This is a genomic window from Bacillus sp. BSL6, assembly GCF_052928345.1.
Window position 1 is genome coordinate 726,611 of sequence record NZ_JAVGCW010000002.1, and the last position, 18,514, is coordinate 745,124.

The 18,514-nt window shown below is 33.0% G+C and carries 21 protein-coding genes; 10 read left to right on the forward strand and 11 right to left on the reverse strand.

The window, feature by feature from the left end; genetic code table 11:
• Positions 1–192: 192 nt before the first annotated feature.
• From RCJ96_RS10025 to RCJ96_RS10040, 4 genes are all read right to left on the reverse strand, one after another.
• Positions 193–564, reverse strand: a complete 372-nt coding sequence (locus RCJ96_RS10025) for an ATP synthase subunit I (RefSeq protein WP_074607554.1) — start codon at positions 562–564, stop codon at positions 193–195.
• Between the two features lie 23 nt (positions 565–587).
• Positions 588–1,172 carry a CDP-diacylglycerol--serine O-phosphatidyltransferase gene (gene pssA, locus RCJ96_RS10030; RefSeq protein WP_139302762.1) on the reverse strand — a complete coding sequence of 195 codons (585 nt, stop codon included), beginning with the start codon at positions 1,170–1,172 and terminating at the stop codon, positions 588–590.
• Entirely contained in the window at positions 1,165–1,623 is a 459-nt protein-coding gene (locus tag RCJ96_RS10035; protein ID WP_074607552.1) for a MarR family winged helix-turn-helix transcriptional regulator, read from the reverse strand. Before RCJ96_RS10035 ends, pssA begins: the two co-directional genes overlap by 8 nt.
• Before the next feature lie 159 nt (positions 1,624–1,782).
• Positions 1,783–2,139 (reverse strand): DUF4259 domain-containing protein, encoded by a 357-nt coding sequence (locus RCJ96_RS10040; RefSeq protein ID WP_242303985.1) that lies wholly within the window; start codon positions 2,137–2,139, stop codon positions 1,783–1,785.
• 376 nt (positions 2,140–2,515) lie between these two features.
• Here RCJ96_RS10040 and RCJ96_RS10045 point away from each other — a divergent pair, with 376 nt between their 5' ends.
• The gene (locus RCJ96_RS10045; RefSeq protein ID WP_242303986.1) at positions 2,516–2,782 is read left to right on the forward strand and encodes a YmzC family protein; all 267 of its coding nucleotides are present in this window, start codon (positions 2,516–2,518) and stop codon (positions 2,780–2,782) included.
• A gap of 143 nt (positions 2,783–2,925) precedes the next feature.
• Positions 2,926–3,036 carry a YjcZ family sporulation protein gene (locus tag RCJ96_RS10050; RefSeq protein ID WP_000505679.1) on the forward strand — a complete coding sequence of 37 codons (111 nt, stop codon included), beginning with the start codon at positions 2,926–2,928 and terminating at the stop codon, positions 3,034–3,036.
• A gap of 229 nt (positions 3,037–3,265) precedes the next feature.
• Here RCJ96_RS10050 and RCJ96_RS10055 read toward each other — a convergent pair whose 3' ends face one another.
• The 3 genes from RCJ96_RS10055 to RCJ96_RS10065 all read right to left on the reverse strand — a co-directional run bounded on the left by RCJ96_RS10055 (position 3,266) and on the right by RCJ96_RS10065 (position 6,844).
• Positions 3,266–4,288: a hypothetical protein gene (locus RCJ96_RS10055; protein ID WP_446699767.1), complete on the reverse strand. Its 1,023-nt coding sequence runs from the start codon at positions 4,286–4,288 to the stop codon at positions 3,266–3,268.
• A 1,299-nt stretch (positions 4,289–5,587) separates the two neighbouring features.
• The gene (locus tag RCJ96_RS10060; RefSeq protein ID WP_074607549.1) at positions 5,588–6,142 is read right to left on the reverse strand and encodes an HPP family protein; all 555 of its coding nucleotides are present in this window, start codon (positions 6,140–6,142) and stop codon (positions 5,588–5,590) included.
• Positions 6,143–6,259: 117 nt separating this feature from the next.
• Positions 6,260–6,844 (reverse strand): CGNR zinc finger domain-containing protein, encoded by a 585-nt coding sequence (locus tag RCJ96_RS10065; RefSeq protein WP_416504263.1) that lies wholly within the window; start codon positions 6,842–6,844, stop codon positions 6,260–6,262.
• A 420-nt stretch (positions 6,845–7,264) separates the two neighbouring features.
• On the opposite strand from RCJ96_RS10065, the gene RCJ96_RS10070 reads away from it, so the two are divergent.
• The gene (locus tag RCJ96_RS10070; protein WP_416504264.1) at positions 7,265–8,674 is read left to right on the forward strand and encodes an alpha/beta hydrolase family protein; all 1,410 of its coding nucleotides are present in this window, start codon (positions 7,265–7,267) and stop codon (positions 8,672–8,674) included.
• Positions 8,675–9,132: 458 nt separating this feature from the next.
• Here RCJ96_RS10070 and RCJ96_RS10075 read toward each other — a convergent pair whose 3' ends face one another.
• The gene (locus RCJ96_RS10075) at positions 9,133–9,960 is read right to left on the reverse strand and encodes a class I SAM-dependent methyltransferase (RefSeq protein WP_242303990.1); all 828 of its coding nucleotides are present in this window, start codon (positions 9,958–9,960) and stop codon (positions 9,133–9,135) included.
• Between the two features lie 614 nt (positions 9,961–10,574).
• Complete coding sequence (locus RCJ96_RS10080; RefSeq protein WP_000013681.1) at positions 10,575–10,820, reverse strand: hypothetical protein; 246 nt, start codon at positions 10,818–10,820, stop codon at positions 10,575–10,577.
• A gap of 198 nt (positions 10,821–11,018) precedes the next feature.
• Between RCJ96_RS10080 and RCJ96_RS10085 the strand changes: the two genes are divergently transcribed.
• From RCJ96_RS10085 to RCJ96_RS10100, 4 genes are all read left to right on the forward strand, one after another.
• Entirely contained in the window at positions 11,019–11,144 is a 126-nt protein-coding gene (locus RCJ96_RS10085) for a YjcZ family sporulation protein (RefSeq protein WP_000540377.1), read from the forward strand.
• Between the two features lie 220 nt (positions 11,145–11,364).
• A complete protein-coding gene (locus tag RCJ96_RS10090; RefSeq protein WP_000683196.1) occupies positions 11,365–11,706 on the forward strand; it encodes a PadR family transcriptional regulator in 342 nt (113 codons plus the stop codon).
• Positions 11,699–12,181: a hypothetical protein gene (locus RCJ96_RS10095; protein WP_446699768.1), complete on the forward strand. Its 483-nt coding sequence runs from the start codon at positions 11,699–11,701 to the stop codon at positions 12,179–12,181. The genes RCJ96_RS10090 and RCJ96_RS10095 overlap by 8 nt, the downstream gene beginning before the upstream one ends.
• Complete coding sequence (locus RCJ96_RS10100; protein WP_446699769.1) at positions 12,178–12,705, forward strand: permease; 528 nt, start codon at positions 12,178–12,180, stop codon at positions 12,703–12,705. Before RCJ96_RS10095 ends, RCJ96_RS10100 begins: the two co-directional genes overlap by 4 nt.
• A 40-nt stretch (positions 12,706–12,745) precedes the next feature.
• Here RCJ96_RS10100 and RCJ96_RS10105 read toward each other — a convergent pair whose 3' ends face one another.
• A complete protein-coding gene (locus tag RCJ96_RS10105) occupies positions 12,746–14,221 on the reverse strand; it encodes an MDR family MFS transporter (RefSeq protein WP_446699770.1) in 1,476 nt (491 codons plus the stop codon).
• Positions 14,222–14,363: 142 nt separating this feature from the next.
• Between RCJ96_RS10105 and RCJ96_RS10110 the strand changes: the two genes are divergently transcribed.
• The 3 genes from RCJ96_RS10110 to RCJ96_RS10120 all read left to right on the forward strand — a co-directional run bounded on the left by RCJ96_RS10110 (position 14,364) and on the right by RCJ96_RS10120 (position 17,722).
• A complete protein-coding gene (locus tag RCJ96_RS10110; RefSeq protein ID WP_000999288.1) occupies positions 14,364–14,939 on the forward strand; it encodes a TetR/AcrR family transcriptional regulator in 576 nt (191 codons plus the stop codon).
• Between the two features lie 458 nt (positions 14,940–15,397).
• Positions 15,398–16,156: a hypothetical protein gene (locus RCJ96_RS10115; RefSeq protein WP_202294809.1), complete on the forward strand. Its 759-nt coding sequence runs from the start codon at positions 15,398–15,400 to the stop codon at positions 16,154–16,156.
• 120 nt (positions 16,157–16,276) lie between these two features.
• Positions 16,277–17,722, forward strand: a complete 1,446-nt coding sequence (locus tag RCJ96_RS10120) for an SIR2 family protein (protein WP_202294811.1) — start codon at positions 16,277–16,279, stop codon at positions 17,720–17,722.
• 183 nt (positions 17,723–17,905) lie between these two features.
• On the opposite strand, the gene RCJ96_RS10125 is transcribed toward RCJ96_RS10120, so the two are convergent.
• Complete coding sequence (locus RCJ96_RS10125) at positions 17,906–18,514, reverse strand: TIR domain-containing protein (RefSeq protein WP_446699771.1); 609 nt, start codon at positions 18,512–18,514, stop codon at positions 17,906–17,908.

Consider the following 18,514-nt stretch of genomic DNA (forward strand, 5'->3'; position numbering starts at 1 on the left):
AAAAAGAGACATTTAATAGATTAAGATTTCCAAAAATAAGGAATATATATGTTATATTGTTAGAGGTACTGAAATGGGGGTTTTTCTAATGGATATGTTGCAACAAGTAATAGATACATTTAAAATGAGCAAACTTTTTATATAATAAAAAAACCCTCAAGTATATCATTCTATACTTGAGAGTTTACTCATCTATTTCTTCTCATTCCTCATACTATAATACCCCAAATTAATAATAACCAAGAAATACCCACCCATAATTCCAGCAGCAAATGTCCACATGTACTCACGGTGTTCAATTTCATACATAATAATCGCGCCGAGAATTGCGGCTGCGAACCGGTTCATCATTCCGAGCATCGGTGCTTTTTCTTTTTTTACGATACTATCTCCGAACTTTTCAATACGCCTTCCTAAAATCCAGGCGCAGTACATACTCACTAAGAGACCAATGCTTCCCCCTACAAACTGGGCTCGAAAAGGGGTCATCAGCCATCCTACTAACATCACGCCTAGCAAACAATATATTTGTATATTGAATGATCTTAATGCCATACGAATCATGTTATGCTCCTTTATCTTTCTCATTAGTCCCATCTTTCGGACTTCAAGCTTTCAGATATATCTTTTTTAAAATGAGGAAATTTGATTTTGCTTACCATTAAATAAGCGAGTACGCATGTACCAAACGCCACGGAAATTGGATTATTCAGGAGGCATAAAATAAGAAGACACATTGCCGCAAATGGTATAGGCATGCCGATAAACGTCGGGAGTTTACTTTGCTGCGTGTTAAATCTCGCAAGCCGCAGCATTCCACAAATACTGTAAGCGAGCGCACATATCATCCCGATAGATTGCAAATCTTTTAACGAGGCACTATAGGCGAGAATAGACGGTGCCACGCCAAAGGTAACTAAATCCGCAAATGAGTCTAACTCTCCGCCAATTTCCGAAACAGCATCCAGTTTCCGAGCCACCATACCATCAAACAAATCAAATACCATACCTGTAATAATGAACATGACTGCACCATACATATCTTGAAAGAAAACAGAATAAATGGCCAATATCCCACAAATAAAATTCGCTATCGTCATCATATTTGGTATGTAACTCATCACACGCTTCTCCTCCTTTCTACTCATTACCTCATCTACGTTCTTACTCATTACAATCAAGATCCTTCTGTTTTTCTTCCAATATCACTTTATTTATTTTCTTTAACGTATCCGTCATTTGTTCTAAAGCACCGATATCAATTTTTGAAAAATACTTCTCAATTAATACATCATCTAACTCAGACAACTGCTCCATATACTTACTACCGTTTGGACCAAGTGTAAGGAAATACTCTCTTTTATTATTCGGATTTACTTGTTTTGAAATCATCTGTTGCTTTTCTAATTTTGATAAAACTTGGCTCACAGCACTTTTCGTTATATTAAACGTACTCGCAATGTTATTCGCTGTTGTGTTTTCATTTAAATTGATATGAAATAGCATGCTCTCTTGCTGCCCAGTAAGACCGAACTCATCCTTTAAATCTTGAAATAGTAAAATGTAGAGTTCTGTGTAGGCTCGATTCATTTCATTAATTACTTCTTTATATGATCTCGTCATAGCGTTCTTCCTCCAGCCACGATTTTATATAGTTTAGTTTAGTTAACTAAACTATATTATACCTTTATGTTCGTGTAAAGGGAAATATAGCTCCGTACTTTATTCACAATGAAAAAAGAAGACACCTATTAAGATGTCTCCTTTTCATGTTGAAAAATATTAACCGTTAATCAGCTGTTGCTTAAATTCATCTAAAACTTTTTTTCTCTCTTCATAATCTTCCATATCAGCTTCTTCCCAAAGCTCAAGGTCAGCCCCACGTTCAATTAATGCAATTGCCTTGTTACGAACTTCTTCTTGAAGACACCCTTTCTCCAATTGTATTGCCGCAAGACCAATGTATACTAAAGACATTACTTCTAAATCTTCCTCTATATCAAACTCATCTACATACTCTTCTAAAATGAGCTTAGTTGCTTCTTCTACACTGTTACCTTCTTCTATATATTCAATAAACTGCTCTTTCACATCACAAGTCGTGTCATCATCAAATAACCCAGTTCCCCAAGCGCCCATATGTTACAGCTCCTTCTTTATACTTTTTCCATTTTAATTTTAAATATAGTAAAAATTTATTACAAGACTAGTTATATACATCATTATATTTTACAATTACTGTAGGTAACAAATACCTTTCACTACGTGTATCATTCCGAATAATCAAACATAACCATTAATCAAATTCCATATAGACCCATTAATGGTTAAAATGTTATAATAGAACTACCCTACATAGTTACTCATATTTAACTTGAGGAACTAGCGTCTTATTAAGCAATGCGCATAAATTAAATAAAAAAGACACTTTTTACAGTGTCTTTTTTATTTATATTCTCATAGAAAATATCTCTTTTATACACAAAATCTAGCAAATGAAAAAGGAGACTATCATATGGAGCATCCTCTAGCAAGAGAACTACGTAACATACGTATATGTCTTATTATCTTGATCATTGTCATTGCATTTTGGGACCGTGAGAAACCTGTAGAAATCACTGACCATAGTAGCGATCCTATGTTAAACACTAGTAATATGACCCAAGTTGGCGATCATACATTTGCCTATAAAGACGAATCTAATCAAATTAAAATATTTAAGTTTGATCCGGATACAAATGAAATAAAGCTAATAAAAGAATTTTACGCTAGCGAATATTAATTACATAAAGGCACCTCAAGGTGTCTTTTTTTATTTTCAAAAGGACCTGCTCATATTTATACGTTAAAACATAAAGTAAATGGAATCCGTTAATAAACACGAGTGACCCTTTGTTTTCCCCTCTTATTAAAGGAGGAACTATTATGGGATTTGGTGGTAGTTGCGGCGGAGGCTGCGGTTTTGCTGGAGGATTTGCATTATTGGTTGTGTTATTCATTTTATTAATCATCGTTGGAGCTGCTTGCTTCTGCTAAACAAACTATCGGAAAAGACACTCTTATATGGGTGTCTTTTCTTTATGAAGTAAAATGATGAAAAGACGGATTTACCAAGCTAAGCGACTTGTTGGTACTCCCCCTAAAAAAAGGATATGTCTTTATGACCTGACTTCTTATTTTACTCGGCTACTTCATCTATTTTTTCATTTTAAAAATTCTACATATAAAAAAAGAAAGTGAGAAAAAACACTTTCTTTTTTAAAATCTACATATCTAACTTTTGTAAAGCACCAGTTTTCTTATTTACTCCATAGAAAACTGTTTCATTCTTAGACCAATCTGTTACTTTATATCCGTATTGATCTTCAGTTTCAAATTCTTCTACATATACCGCAGTTCCAGGATGACCTTGAGCTTTTAAGAATGAATTTACAATAGACAATCCAGCTTGGAAATTAGGTACTTTTAGAGTAGTAGCTTCATTATTCACATTTTCTTTATTACTTTTCTCTTCCACATTAGAAACTTCTTTTTTCACTGGCTCTGGTTTTTGTTGTTGTTGTTCTTGTTTTTGCTGTTGTTCTTGTTTTTGCTGTTGTTCTTGTTTTTGTTGTTGTTCTTGTTTTTGTTTTTCAGCAATTTGCTTCTGTTGCTCTTCTCTTTTCTTTTGTTCTTCTCGTTTTTTCTGTTCAGCTAACTTCTTTTTCTCTTCTTGGTCTTTTGCAAAAGATTTTGCTTCTTCTTTAGCCTTTGTAACTAATTCTGACCACTTTTTTTCTTGATCTTTAATTAATGGATGATTAATAGTGAACTTCATAAGACCATCTTTCGTTACTTCATCAACATTACTTAATTCTTTATTTTTAAGAATCTCTTCAACCAACTTCATATTCTTTTCGTTTTCTTGCAATTGGGATTGCAGTTCTTCTGTCTCTTTTTCAACACTTAATAAAGATTTTGTAATTTGTTTTTCAAATTGATGTTTAGGTAGCTTTTTTACTTTATCAATTTGCTCTAGTGTAACCTTCAGTGTTTCTGTTTTTTTCATATCATTTAAACGATTCATCTCTTTAGACAAAGTTTTTAAATCATCTGTTTTCTTATCTTGTTTTAACTCACTAGCTTCTGCATATAAATCATTAGCCCTCTTATAATCTTCTTTTTCCATCGAGGAATCTGCTCTCTCAATAATAGTATTGACTTTCCCACTTCCTAAGAAGTAATTAGCTCCGAATCCTAGTGCTAAAACTAAGATGACCAATAATGGGATCCATAAAGCTTTTTTCATAAGTTTGTAACGCTCCTTCATTATTTTTTTATTAATATATACCATATATTAAAAGTACACTTCATTATAAACCACTATAGTGGAAAAATGAACCAAAAAAACTTTTGTAATATAACTTATTGCAAGTTACTTGGCAGTTACAGTTAAGGGTAGCGTCACATCGCCATTAACTTAAACAATTGATTGTTCACCAAAACGAAAGAAATGTGCTGATTTTATAAATAATTGTAAAAAGAGGGGCGTTTTAGAGGTGTTTCAAAATCTTGGCTTGATGGGCATGTGGTGCTACCCTCTGTTTTGCTAAAGCTACATACGCTTACAACATTTGTTCAAGAACAAGATGGTACTGAGAATTACCATCTTGAAAGTTGCTTATGAAATAATTAATCAACTTATAAATCATCATGTAAAAAAAGAATTAACTCTAGAACAGAAAATAAAATTACTTCTTTTTTCATTATCGGCTACTAACACATATTGATAGAAAGATAAATATGTAAAGTTTTCCCTAAATACTGAGTAGATTCTTATAAATTATATTACAGAAGTTTTTCGTTCATTTTTTTGCTGTAGTGGTTTATAATAATTTGTATTTCAATATATAAATATAATGATTTTAAAATGATAAAATGTAATGACTGTGGAAATTCCATATCTGCAAACGCCGAGATTTGTGTACACTGTGGATCAACAAGACCTCATAATGATTTCGATTTTATATTCGATTTAGTATCTGCCGGGGTATTTTTAGTAGGAAGAGCGCTACAATTGAGTCCATTAATAATTCTTGGCGCTTTTTTAGAATATATAGTTTTTAAAGAGATAAAATATAGCTGGATATTTTGGACAAGTAGTGCCATTCTCTTTTTCATTTATTTTAAATATAGAAAAATATCCATATTTTTATTCCCTATTATTCTTGGCATCATGATATGCTTTATGAGTATACTTTATGGATTTTTGATAGGTTTTGTCCTGCTCTTAGTTAACTACTATTACTATAAAAAAACACAGTAACCAGATATATAGTTGATACTCTAAAATAAAAAACACTCATTAAGAGTGTTTTTTATTTTAGAGGGACATGCACATCCCAATCAAACTGAGATAAGTTTATATACCCAAACAGGGATTTTATGATTATAAAAGATGTTAATATTTATCTGAAATCTTTATAAACTAAAAAGTATGAGAATCCGATCCTTTAGCCATAATTACGACTAAAGGATTTTTTTATATGAAAATTAAAACATAGTAAAAAAACGGGATACTTACTCAAATTGTTTTCCGCTTTACAAACTATATCCAAAAAGTTGGATAGCTCCTTTTACTACTCATATTATTAATAAATAAAGCAATAACTACAATAACAAGAGAACCAACTAAAACTGGTGTTACTAAATAACTCCAACTGTATGCTCCTAAAATAACGACAATTGGATCAGCCCCTGCCGGAGGATGCGTTGTTCTTGTTAGCATCATAATAGCAATCGACATCCCAACTGCTAAAGCAATTGCCCAATATTCATTCCCAAACAAATGATATATTGATAGACCGATGAAAGTTGAAATTAAATGTCCTCCAATAATATTACGCGGCTGTGATAACGGTGCATTCCAAACTCCAAACGCTAATACACAACTCGCCCCAAATGGAGCCATTAACAATTCTGTAGAAGTTATACTCGTTAAATATGTTAAGGTGAGAATTGTTAAAAACCCTCCTAATAGTCCCGTCAAAGAGTCCTTTATGTTCACTTGTAACGGACTTCTTCCTTTCCCTTTCATTTTTGCAAAATATCGTACACTTATTGGCGGAGCCTCTTTCTGCTTAGCTGCTGTTATATTATCCATCGTTCTCCTCCTTTATTTACCAACAATTATATTTCAAACAAACTAACCGGTCAATATTAATTTTAGGGGTTAGTTTTAAAATACATAAAAAAAGATCAACTGCTATAAGTTGATCCCCTAAACTTCTTCACATTTTCGATCCTGGAATTTTGCTACCTTTTTTCGGTTCCCACATATTTTCATAGAACACCATTTTCGTTTCCCACTTTTATCTATAAATAATAAAACACAGTCGGGATTTGAACACCTTTTAAGGAAAATAAGTTTATTTTCTGCTACTAAGGTTAAAGCATCAAATGCAATTATCGATACGAGTACATTCTCAATTTCTCCAACTGGGATAGGTACTAGACTCTGTTCAATTACTTTATATGTAAATGGTGCCTTCTCAACTTGTTTTTCCAAATACGTAATAAAATCATTAGGAATTTCGTGCTGATCAGCAATTGTCTCAAACTGTTTTCTCAGTACTTCTCTTGCCTCTAATATGCTAGATGTAACTTGATCCATTCGTTCTTGAATTCCTATAAGTGTTTTTTCATTCCAAAAAGGCAGATTAACCTTTATTACATGTAGCCATTCTAATACATCTTCATCTGTTATTAATAAATCATAACGTTGTCCACGCCTAACTAGCTCTGTATTCACTAAATCTAATGAGAGATTTCCACATATAAGCGGGAATTGTTTTGTTTCCTGCATGTACTCATCACCTACTCTTTAAATAATCATATTCCAAATTAATACAGAAGTACAACTTTTTTATAAAATACAAAGTATGAAGATCCAAGCCTTTAGCCATAATTACGACTAAAGGCTTTTTTGTATATAAATAAAAAGGAGCTGACTGTATGGAACATAATAAAAACGGAATGCTTGCTTTAATCGTTTTATTTGTAGGACTCGCATTTTTTGTCTTCGGTATGGTTTATCATTTATGGGGCACGGTTTAAGAAAAAGGTACTCGTATGAGTACTTTTTTCTTAATATGTCATCTGAAAACATTCTAAACTTACTTACATGCATACAATTATCAATGACGGTTATATAACCGATAAGATTATAGATTATCAATTTAGCAATCTACATTTATATGATTAGGAAAGGAGCTAAAAACTGAAAATGTTAGAAATCATTTTTGTTGCTGTATTAATTTTGTCTAGCATCCAACTTATCTTTATCAAGCGCGGGTTGACGAAAAAGAATGTATTCACCTTAATAATAAATTACACATTCTTATTAGCCACCATCATATTAATTGGCGCAAACTGGCGTATGATCCCTGCCTATTTCTTATTGTTCGTTTTAACATTACAAGTTTTTTTGAAACCAAAAACTACAGCTGTTTCTAAAAAGTTCGTGATGAAAATTTTAAAAGGGTTAGGAATTATCGTAACTGCTATCGCAATGTTTACGCTACCCTTGCTTTTTCCAATCATAACACTCCCAGAGCCTACAGGAAAATATACAGTAGGAACGAAATCTTTTCATTTAATTGATACAAATCGAAAAGAAACCATTGTACCGAGTAGTAGTCATGGAAATCGTGAACTTATGATACAAGTGTACTATCCTGCCGAAAAAGGATCTGGGAAACCTTCTACCTACTTTGAGAACATAGACGCCCTCGCTGAACAATTGGGTGTAACAAAAGGTGCTCCGTATATCGTAACGACACATTTAGGGCTGACAAAAACACATTCTTATCAAGATGCTAAACCACTTCAAATTAAGGGAAAATTCCCCCTTCTTTTATTCGGCCATGGAATGGAATTATACGGACAACAAAATACATTCCAGTTAGAAGAATTAGCTAGCCAAGGTTATGTAGTAATCGCTCTTAATTTCACAGGATACGCAGCAACAACGATTTTCCCTAATGGAAAACGTATAGATTCCGTACCAATTGAATTTACACCTAACGCTTTAAATAACATGGTTCGAAATTGGGAACAGGATACTACTTTTGTTTTAAACGAAGTAATAAAAGGCAATTTTGATAAAAACTTTACAGCCATTGCAAATTTAATTGACGATGACAAAATCGGCATGCTAGGTCACTCTTATGGAGGAGCAACTGCCGCACAAATGTTAGTAAAGGATAATCGTATTAAAGCTGCCATTGATATGGACGGCGGATTGTATGGAGATCCAATGCCTAAAGACGACCCTCAGAAACCATTCATGTTGATGAATGCTGAAGCCACCATTCATTATATGAAAGAAGCGGAGAATCAAAAGACAGGCGGAATCCAAGATGAATTGTTTGAAATATCCTATTTAAGAAATAAAACCATTGAAAAACCTGGCGCGTACACAGTTGTAATTCCAAAAACAAATCATAATAGTTTTACAGATTTAGCCGCATTTTCACGTATTATTAATGAACCCGGTGAAGATGTAGCCGCAAATTATACACTCATTAATAAACTAGTAACTAGCTTCTTTGATCAAAGTTTAAAAGGGATAAACGAAAATCATTTAGAAGAAATTCAGAAGCAATATCCTGAACTTCAGCTCATTAAACACTAATAATCATTTATTTCCCTAGTCATGTAACCCCTCACTATGCTTGAGGGGTTACATGACTAGGGCGCTCAAAAAATAATATAAGTAAATGAATTAAAACAAATAACAGACAACTAAAATATATAACATAAAAATTGCGTAATTCATATATATGCAATATTACATATAAAAATTTCATTATTACATGCTATACTAAAAAAGGAGTCGACAATCGTTATTTTCTTCTTATTTTTAAAGCAATATGGATTATACCTTCTTAACACATTTGGATTGTACAAGTAAAAGAAGACATCTTAATTGATGTCTTCTTTTCTTATATTTTTATGAATGTTTTTGCCAAGATGCTCTCCAATTAGGAAAAGATGTTGGGCGTCTAGAATAAGCTGCCGTTCGTTGAAAAGAAAAAATATTACTTTTTTGAAAAAAGTGATATTTTTTCTTTCTCTTTGTTCAATTTAACTTTACTTTTCTAACAATAAGGCTATAGTTTGACTTCCTTCGTTGCCAGTTTCACCGGAAACATCATCGTAAATTTCTTTTACAGTAAACCCTACAGCAGTTACCTCTTTGATGAATAATTCTTTTGTGAAGAATTGATACCAAATGTTGTGAATTTCTATTTTATCATCGGTTACCACTGTTGTTTGTTCTAATGTTACTCTATCAGGATATTTGAGATTTCTCCCGATAGCTAAATAGCAATCCTTTGACCAGAAACCACCATTTTCATTCATACTCCAATATTGTTCTTCCTTGAACTGATCAAATTGATTTTGAGAGAAAACATCCAATAACAACTTTCCACCATCCTTCAGACTGTTCCAAATGTTGAAAAGTAATTTACTACGATTTTCAGGCGCAAGAGCACCATAATCACAATATATCAATAGGGCCAAGTCATACATATTTGAATCATTTAATTCCAAATAATTTTCATAACGATATTCAATATCATAATCTAACTTTTTTGCTTGTTCTTTAGCGTAACGAATTGAGTTTTCAGAGAAGTCTATCCCTGTTACTGTATAACCTTTTCTAGCTAATCGCTCACTATACAGACCTGGACCACAACCTAAGTCTAGTACTTTTTGATAAGATTTTTTGGGAGCTATTCGTTGGATAAAATCAATAGATTTATCAATAAACTGAAAACTCCTACTAGCTCCTTCAGTATCAGAGCTTAAATGAATCTCTAATAATTTTTGAGCAATATAAGGATCTTGCCAAAAAACATTATCAGTTTGTTCGAATCTTGAAGGTACCTGCAATTGATTTAATAAATTATTCATAAAAACTTCCTCCTAAAAATTTTAAACACAAAAAAACCGCAGAGCTTTACTCTGCGGTTAAAAAAGAGAATAAGTCCGTAGAGTAAAAAAATCAAATGGGCATACCGAATAAACACATAAAAATGCGTATTTCAGTTTGCTTCAAATTGATTTATTTACTCTTTTCCAGTCATAACAAAGTTCACGAAAATCAAACTTCTGCTATGCCGAACTTCTTCACCTATCCTTTTAGTGTTTGTATAAATATAACAGACCATAAACTACGAGGTCAACTGCTAGTTTAACCCATTATTCAAGGATATGTCCCGATTGTTGAGTAGAATGACTTGCATTTTTAAACAACTTTTTACATGTAGAGTTTTTTATGAATAGACACCTATAAAAAAGAAAGAGATATAACAGATCACTAAAATATATAAAATAACACATCATATAATTCATATATATGCAACAAAACATAAAAATATTTATTATTACATGCCATACTAAAAAAGGAGTCGACAATCGTTATTTTCTTCTTATTTTTAAAGCAATATGGATTATACCTTCTTAACACATTTGGATTGTACAAGTAAAAGAAGACATCTTAATTGATGTCTTCTTTTCTTATATTTTTATGAATTCCTTTGAGCAGATGCTCTCCAAGCACGAAAAGATGTTGGGTGTCCAGAATGAGCTCTTTGCTTTGCAGCAGCAACAGCTGGTTTTTCTTCAATAGTCTTTGGTTTTTCTTCCACAATCACTGATTTTTCTTCAAGAGTATTCACAGCTGTTTGCATTTTTTCCAGCTGTTCTTTTAAAGCTTGCTGTTCAATCTTTAAATCTGTAAGTAAACGTAAAATCATTTCAGAATTAGCCATAAAGATCCTCCTTCCCCCAATACACAGAATAAAATACAATATGTCATCAGCTGAATAGCGGTGACAAAAATAAGGTCGTCAACTCTCTTAAAATCTAAGCACCTTTATTTTTCAAAAGGACCTGCTCAAGATTATCCGTAAAAACATAAAGTGAATTAAATCCATTAATTAATGGTCTTTATGGAAGGAGGAGTTAATATGGGCTATGGCGGTAGTTGTGGTGGAGGCTGCGGTTTCGGCGGCGGTTTCGCTTTACTTGTTGTACTGTTTATTTTATTAATCATCGTTGGCGCTAGCTGTTGGGGCGGCGGATTCGGCTGCTAAGGGGAGGCACTCTTGAGAGTGTCTTTTTTTTATGTTTTTGGATGTACAGCCCCTCCCTATCCGTCGTTTCCCAGCGCTAAAAAAACAATGTTCTTGTTATCTTCTCCCTCGAAATTCGTACATTTTGAAATTGACATAACACTTCATGCACCACATACTGTTAACAACAGTATACTGTCGTTAACAGTATAAATCCAAATTCATTCTAGGAGGTATATCCATGAAACATACAGGAAGACATACAGGTGCATTTCTTTTGTTATTTCTAGCTGAAGGAGATAACTATGGCGGACAATTATTGCAAAAGTGCGAAGAAGAACTTCCCGTCAATCCAATCGATAGTGCCATTTTATATCGTACGCTAAAAAAATTAGAAAACGAAGGTGCGATTGAATCTTATGTAAGTACAGATTATCAAGACAAACCGAGAAAGATGTACAAAATTACGTCTGCTGGAAAAGAACAACTGGCAGATTTTCAAATGGATATTGAAGAAAAAATGAAGAACTTATCCTTTTTCCTGGGTAAATATAAAGACTTACAGGAATCCGATCATGATTAACGGCGTGATTCTTTACACGTTAGCCATTATTCTTACGGGGATTTCTTTTATGAAGGACCGCAGGAAAACGAAAGATGCTCTAATGAAGTCATGGAAAATGTTTCGCAACCTTCTCCCTGCGATGCTCTCCATCATGCTTTTCGTTGGCTTATCGCTTTCTATATTAACGCCGCCCTTTATTTCTTCTATCATTGGAGAACAGTCCGGATTGTTAGGTATTATGTATTCAGCAATACTCGGCTCCATTGCACTTATTCCAAGCTTCGTCGTGTTCCCACTTGGTCATACGTTAGTTCAACACGGTGCAGGCCTACCTCAAGTTGCGGCACTTATGTCTACACTTATGTCAGTAGGAATTACAACCTTGCCGATGGAACAAAAAATATTCGGACGAAGCTTTGCTTACGTACGTAATGCATCTGCTTTGCTCATGTCTCTTCTATTCTCCTATATCATTTGGATGGTGATGGTATGAAAGAACTAAAAAGATATCGCTTCTTTTTCGTCTTACTACTCGGACTTTTTGTATTAACTTTTATAAATCAATCTTTAGGGTGGCGTGCATTACAACTAACAGGGAATAGCATTTTAGATATGCTGTTTCTCCTCCCCCCTGTCTTACTATTTGTAGGGCTACTTGATCAGTGGGTGAAAAAAGAAACACTCATGAAATATATGGGTGAAAAATCAGGTATATACGGAATCTTGTTTTCTCTATTATTAGGAGGCATTGCAGCTGGTCCCCTCTATGTCGCCTTTCCAATCGCAGCACTACTCTTAAAAAAAGGTGCAAGCATTCGGTACGTCGTATTTTTCTTAGGCGTTTGGACAACTGCGAAATTGCCAATTCTCGTGTATGAATATTCTTCATTTGGAGCAACTTTTACACTCATTCATATTGGTTTCGGGCTAGTATTTTTCTATGTAATGGGGATTATCTTTGAGAGGTTTTATGATCAGGGAGAGTTGCTTCGGTATGATGTCACGGAGGAAATGTAAAAGACATCTTTAATCATAAAGATGTCTTTTTATATAAACCTTAATTTTCGTTCTGTAAAACCCCTGCTACTTCCACTCCCTTTTTCTCTTCTTTTAAGAATAGCGATACGATAAACGCAACAACAATAAAGATTAATCCAAGTGCAAATGCACCTTGGAATCCTGATGTTAAACCATTTAACTTCTCTACTGGGTCCATTGGATTTGCGGAGCTTTCCATATACTGAGTTGTTCCTGAAGACATTTTTGAAATAAAGATAGCCGTACCAATGGCGCCAGCTACTTGTTGCAGAGTATTAAACAACGCTGTTCCGTGCGGATATAGATCTGGTGTTAATTGATTTAAACCGTATGTTTGTGCCGTCATGACAAACATGAGTCCAACCATTAATACGCTATGCATGACAATAATTTGTACCATTGATGTGTCAGGCGTAATGCCTTTAAATAAGAACATTGCAATCCCTACTAACACAATGCCGGGAATGATAATAACTTTCGGACTAAATTTATCAAATAGTTTACCTGCAATTGGTCCCATTATAGCGCTAATAATACTTCCCGGAAGCATGATAATTCCTGATTTAAAAGCTGTAACGAGTAAAACTGTTTGCAGAAACATCGGTAATAAAGTCATCGTTGAAAATAACGACATCATCACAATGACAATTAATCCAACTGATAATGTAAACATCGGAACTTTAAATGCGCGTAATTCTAAAATTGGATTCTCAATTTTCAATTGTCGAACGACAAAAATACATAATGAGATAAGCCCAACAAGTAAAGCACCATATACTTTCGCATCGGACCATCCTAAGTCACCTGACGCACTAAAGCTATACACAAGCCCGCCAAATCCTAATGTCGATAAAAGGATAGATGGATAATCTACTTTCGGTCTTGTTAACTCTGAAACATTTTGAATGTACTTCATCCCAATCATAATTGAAATGATTACGATAGGAATAACAATATAGAATAACCAGCGCCAATTCAGTGAATCCACAATTACTCCAGATAATGTAGGGCCAATTGCCGGAGCTGCCATCATCACAAGTGCGATTAATCCCATTGTGGCACCACGTTTTTCAGGCGGACAAATAATTAAAATCGTATTCATTAATAACGGTGAAATTAACCCTGTCGCTACAGCTTGGACGATACGGCCGATTAATAAAACGGAAAATGTCGGCGCAAATCCCGCAATTAATGTACCAGCTAAAAACGTTACCATAGCGATCAAAAACATCTGTCTCGTTGTGAGCCATTGCTGAAGTAACGCTGTAATCGGGACTAAAACACCAACTACTAACATGTAAGCTGTAGAAAGCCATTGAATCGTTGAAGCTGTTACACCAAATTCTTTCATTAATACTGTTAATGCATTACCAAGTAACGTTTCGTTTAATAATGCAACCATCGCGCCTAGAAGTAATGCAATTAAAATGGGGGTATGTTTCAAATTAGAAGTATCAACTTTGCCACTTGCAGGGCTCTTAGTTGTCATATTCATTTACAAATTCTCCTCCTGTTTCTTACTTAAAAAGCTTTATATAAACACGAACACATGTAATATAATATACATATGTAGATTAAAAAGGGAGAATCAATTTTCAGCCACTGTATACTTAATCTACAAAAAAGGAGAATTGTAGATGAACGATAATGAAAAACAAATTGATTTACGTATTAGACGTACACATAAATTATTATGGGATTCCTTATTCGAATTAATGACGCAATCAAAACAAAAATATAGTACCATCACGATTAACCAAATTTGTGAACGCGCGATGGTACACCGAACAACCTTTTATAAACACTTTGAAGATAAAGATGCTTTATTAACATTTGGATTTAAACGATACAGCAAGATAGTTGCCGAAATACCTCTTTTAGATCGATTAAGCAAACCATTTCAAGTGATGGAACAATTCCTTCACCATGAAGAAATCGGTAAAATATTAGAGACACAAATGTCTGATGAACAATTCAATAGCCGCATTCAATATTTAAGCCACGAAACAAGAAAACAAGAAACCGAAGCGCTAAATCGCCTTTGTAAAAATCATACAATGCCAAACGATTTAATAACGGAATTTTATTCAGGGGTAATCAACTCATTAAGCTCATGGTGGTTTCAAAATGAAAGAAAATTGCCTGCAGCTGAAATGGATAAGTATTTCCATCAACTTATTAATCGGGATATTTTTCAGTTTGAAAAGGAATAAGACTACACCTTTTCAATCATGCAATCAAATTGACCACCAAATAGGAATATGATATATTTTCCGTAGAATACTATATAAGTATGACATCAAATAAAATGGCATATAATAAAAGAAGAGATGCGCTAACATCTCCTCCCTAACTGCTACCGTATAGGGTGGTGGTTATTATACGTTATTATTTTTTACGAAACCCACCCTTTTGCTTTGGTCTTATCAAGACCTAAATAAAAAAGAATTAAATATATCAGGCTCCTAACATATTGGTCATATCCAATATGTTAGGAGCCTTTATTGTTTTAGCAATGTTGTGTTACCGATTTCCATCAGCGTAACAGAATGTTTTGTTAAAAGGTGGAACAGAATAAATTTTTATCTGTAAAAGTATGCCTTTTTGAATAGCTGTTATATAATTATAGTGTTTTAATTATATATTTAGATTTCATAAAGGATGTGAAAACATGTATTCAGGCTTTAATTTATCGACTCATAATCAATTTAAAGTTTATCAAGATATTGGAGATACAATTTTTAATAATAATAAAAAAAAATTTATAGAAGATTTAGATTTTCATATTGATTTAGATGGAAATATAAATGGAACAAGCTTACAATCAACTTGGTTTCCTCAATTAAAATCTGATATCTTTATTTCTCATTCACATAAGGATGAAAATCAGGCAAAAGGATTAGCTGGTTGGCTCTATAAGGAATTTGGTTTAAATGCATTCATAGATTCTTGCGTTTGGGGTTATTCATTAGATCTCCTCAAACAAATTGATGAGAAGTACTGTTTAAGTGAAGACAAAAAAATGTATAGCTATGAAAAAAGAAATTATTCTACTAGCCATGTCCATATGATGCTTTCAACAGCACTTACTATGATGATAGACAAAACAGAGTGTATGATTTTTCTTAATACTCCTAATTCCCTTTGTACAACAGACATAATTAAAAACACAGAGTCTCCTTGGATATATTATGAGATTGCTATGACGAATTTAGTGAGAAACAAAAAACTATCTGAATATCGCCAAGGAATTATCCAAAAAGCACTATTTAGCGAACAAGCCTCACTAAATATCAAGTATGACGTCAATCTAAATCACTTATATGGACTAACTCAAACGGATCTCGATGTATGGAGTAGTAATTTTAGTAAAATGAAAGGTGAGCATCCACTAGATACATTGTATAGGAATAAGCAGCTTATTAAATAATCATACAAAATATTCAATAAGTGAGTATTAACAACTTATTAATACTGCAGTGAATTCATTGACAAAATAATTTGAAAATCTTTAAGTGATTTCATTAAAATTAGAGAGTTGGTAATAGAAATGAGCATATCAATAGGAAGTTTTGAACGAGCGGCATTAAAAGAATTGCGTAACAATAATCTAGCAATATTTGCAGGAGCTGGCCTTTCAAGGGGATCAGGCTTTGTTGATTGGCGAGGGCTTCTTAGGGATATTGCTGAAGAATTAGAATTGGATATTAATAAAGAGGTTGATTTAGTCTCAGTTGCACAATACCATTTTAATGAAAATGGTAGACAAAGTATCAACGAAGCAATCATAGAAGAATTCCAAAGAACAGCAACAAGAAATGTTAATATGGATATTTTATCTCAATTACCGATTGATACTTATTGGACTACAAACTATGATTCTATCATTGAAGATACATTAGGTGATGCAGGAAAAATAGCAGATAAAAAAATCGATTCTCCCCAACTGAAAAATTATAAACCGAATCGTGATGTAGTAGTTTACAAAATGCATGGCGATAAAGAATTTCCAGATGATGCGGTTATAACAAGAGATGATTATGAAAAATATAATGTAGGGAGAGCTGCCTTTACAACTCAACTAAAAGGAGAACTTATCGCTAAAACTTTTCTTTTTATCGGCTTTAGTTTTGAAGACCCTAATTTAGAGCAAATTCTAAGTAAAGTACGCATAGATTTATTAGGAAATAGCCCTAAAAATCATTATTGTTTCTTTAGAAAAGTTAACAGGGCAGATGAACATTACAAAAACCCTGATGGTTCAATTAATGAACAAAATTTTTATTATGATAAGGTCAAACAAGATTTAAAAGTAAAAGACCTTATTAGATATGGTATTAAATCGATTCTAATTGATGAATACACAGATATTACAAATATATTAAAGAATATTGAGAAAAAGTATAAAGCCAATAAAGTATTTATATCTGGTAGTGCAGAGGAATATGGGACGTACTCTACAGATGAAGCAACAGTTTTATTACATAATCTTTCTAAATCATTAATATCAAATAATCATCATATTATTTCAGGATTTGGTGTAGGGGTAGGAAGTTATGTAATCAATGGTGCACTTGAAGAGATTTTTGAAAATAAAGGTAAAAAAATTAATGACTACTTAACATTACGTCCCTTTCCACAATTTGAATCCGGAGGGAATTCATTAAAAGAACTTTGGACAGAATATCGTAAAGAAATGATAAGTGATGCAGGAATTATGATATTAGTATTTGGTAATAAACTAGAAAACGGAGAAATAGTCGAAGCAGGTGGAATGCTAGAAGAGTTTGGTATTGCAAAAGAGAATAATAAATACATAATACCCATAGGTTCAACTGGTTATGTCGCAGAAAAAGTTTTTGAAGAAATAAAAGACGATTTAGAGCAGTACTGGTATCTAAAAGATTCAATAGATATCCTAGGATCAAATAAAAATCCACAGGATATAATTTCTGAAATAAATAAAATAATTGAAGGAATTAGAAGAAGAGTATAAACATACCCACTTAAAGAAACACAGAACTGAATTTTTTGATATAAAAGGATTGCACTATTTCTGTTTTGTTAACATATTTGTGATGTAGTACTTACCATTTTTAGTGCTACATTTTCGGATTTATAAGCCCCTACCTAATATATTTTTAATTTATTGAGTAGGGGCTTACTTATAATTAGATCTTTATTTCTTTTTAGTTAGATTATAATTGCTTGTATTTTTACTTTTATCGTATGCATTATCAATATATTTATTTGGATCTTTAAGAAAATCTTCTTCATTAATTAAAGAAATATATGAACCTGTTAAATAGTTTACGATTTCACATTCATCACAAGTATATTCAGGAGGATTCTGATTGAATCTATTCTTGTGTATAATATCATAGAGGTATTGATTATTTGTTTGTATAGAGGTATGCCCATCAGAATTTGTAACTGAAGGTCTTAACCAACTATATCCACCATTGTATTTCATGACAACTCCTAGAATACCATTCGTTCCAGATTTGCGATCATTTCGTTTTATTTCTTTAAGTGAATATTCGATTTCCCAATCAATCCATTTACTTAGGTTCATATTCGGAGAAATTATAACGATAGTAACGGAAGTGGAATAAATCATATCCTTTAATCTATCTTTAATATAATCAGTTGTTTTATCAGACAGATCCGGTGATTCACTTGTTTCCCCTTGGTAATATTTACCCCCATCTCCTAATGCATTCACAATGGTATCCCTTAAACCCTTAGCTTCAGAGTATTTATAAGATATAAAAGTTTTATATGCCAA

Excerpts from the sequence above, each read along its gene's own strand:
- RCJ96_RS10115 (WP_202294809.1), top strand. The coding sequence starts at position 15,398 with ATGTATTCAGGCTTTAATTTATCGACTCATAATCAATTTAAAGTTTAT.
- RCJ96_RS10085 (WP_000540377.1), top strand. The coding sequence starts at position 11,019 with ATGGGCTATGGCGGTAGTTGTGGTGGAGGCTGCGGTTTCGGCGGCGGT.
- RCJ96_RS10080 (WP_000013681.1), bottom strand. The coding sequence starts at position 10,820 with ATGGCTAATTCTGAAATGATTTTACGTTTACTTACAGATTTAAAGATT.
- RCJ96_RS10035 (WP_074607552.1), bottom strand. The coding sequence starts at position 1,623 with ATGACGAGATCATATAAAGAAGTAATTAATGAAATGAATCGAGCCTAC.
- RCJ96_RS10060 (WP_074607549.1), bottom strand. The coding sequence starts at position 6,142 with ATGGATAATATAACAGCAGCTAAGCAGAAAGAGGCTCCGCCAATAAGT.
- RCJ96_RS10105 (WP_446699770.1), bottom strand. The coding sequence starts at position 14,221 with ATGAATATGACAACTAAGAGCCCTGCAAGTGGCAAAGTTGATACTTCT.
- RCJ96_RS10050 (WP_000505679.1), top strand. The coding sequence starts at position 2,926 with ATGGGATTTGGTGGTAGTTGCGGCGGAGGCTGCGGTTTTGCTGGAGGA.
- RCJ96_RS10110 (WP_000999288.1), top strand. The coding sequence starts at position 14,364 with ATGAACGATAATGAAAAACAAATTGATTTACGTATTAGACGTACACAT.
- RCJ96_RS10075 (WP_242303990.1), bottom strand. The coding sequence starts at position 9,960 with ATGAATAATTTATTAAATCAATTGCAGGTACCTTCAAGATTCGAACAA.
- RCJ96_RS10025 (WP_074607554.1), bottom strand. The coding sequence starts at position 564 with ATGATTCGTATGGCATTAAGATCATTCAATATACAAATATATTGTTTG.
- RCJ96_RS10045 (WP_242303986.1), top strand. The coding sequence starts at position 2,516 with ATGGAGCATCCTCTAGCAAGAGAACTACGTAACATACGTATATGTCTT.
- RCJ96_RS10090 (WP_000683196.1), top strand. The coding sequence starts at position 11,365 with ATGAAACATACAGGAAGACATACAGGTGCATTTCTTTTGTTATTTCTA.
- pssA (WP_139302762.1), bottom strand. The coding sequence starts at position 1,172 with ATGAGTAAGAACGTAGATGAGGTAATGAGTAGAAAGGAGGAGAAGCGT.
- RCJ96_RS10040 (WP_242303985.1), bottom strand. The coding sequence starts at position 2,139 with ATGGGCGCTTGGGGAACTGGGTTATTTGATGATGACACGACTTGTGAT.
- RCJ96_RS10055 (WP_446699767.1), bottom strand. The coding sequence starts at position 4,288 with ATGAAAAAAGCTTTATGGATCCCATTATTGGTCATCTTAGTTTTAGCA.
- RCJ96_RS10070 (WP_416504264.1), top strand. The coding sequence starts at position 7,265 with ATGTTAGAAATCATTTTTGTTGCTGTATTAATTTTGTCTAGCATCCAA.
- RCJ96_RS10100 (WP_446699769.1), top strand. The coding sequence starts at position 12,178 with ATGAAAGAACTAAAAAGATATCGCTTCTTTTTCGTCTTACTACTCGGA.
- RCJ96_RS10120 (WP_202294811.1), top strand. The coding sequence starts at position 16,277 with ATGAGCATATCAATAGGAAGTTTTGAACGAGCGGCATTAAAAGAATTG.
- RCJ96_RS10095 (WP_446699768.1), top strand. The coding sequence starts at position 11,699 with ATGATTAACGGCGTGATTCTTTACACGTTAGCCATTATTCTTACGGGG.
- RCJ96_RS10065 (WP_416504263.1), bottom strand. The coding sequence starts at position 6,844 with ATGCAGGAAACAAAACAATTCCCGCTTATATGTGGAAATCTCTCATTA.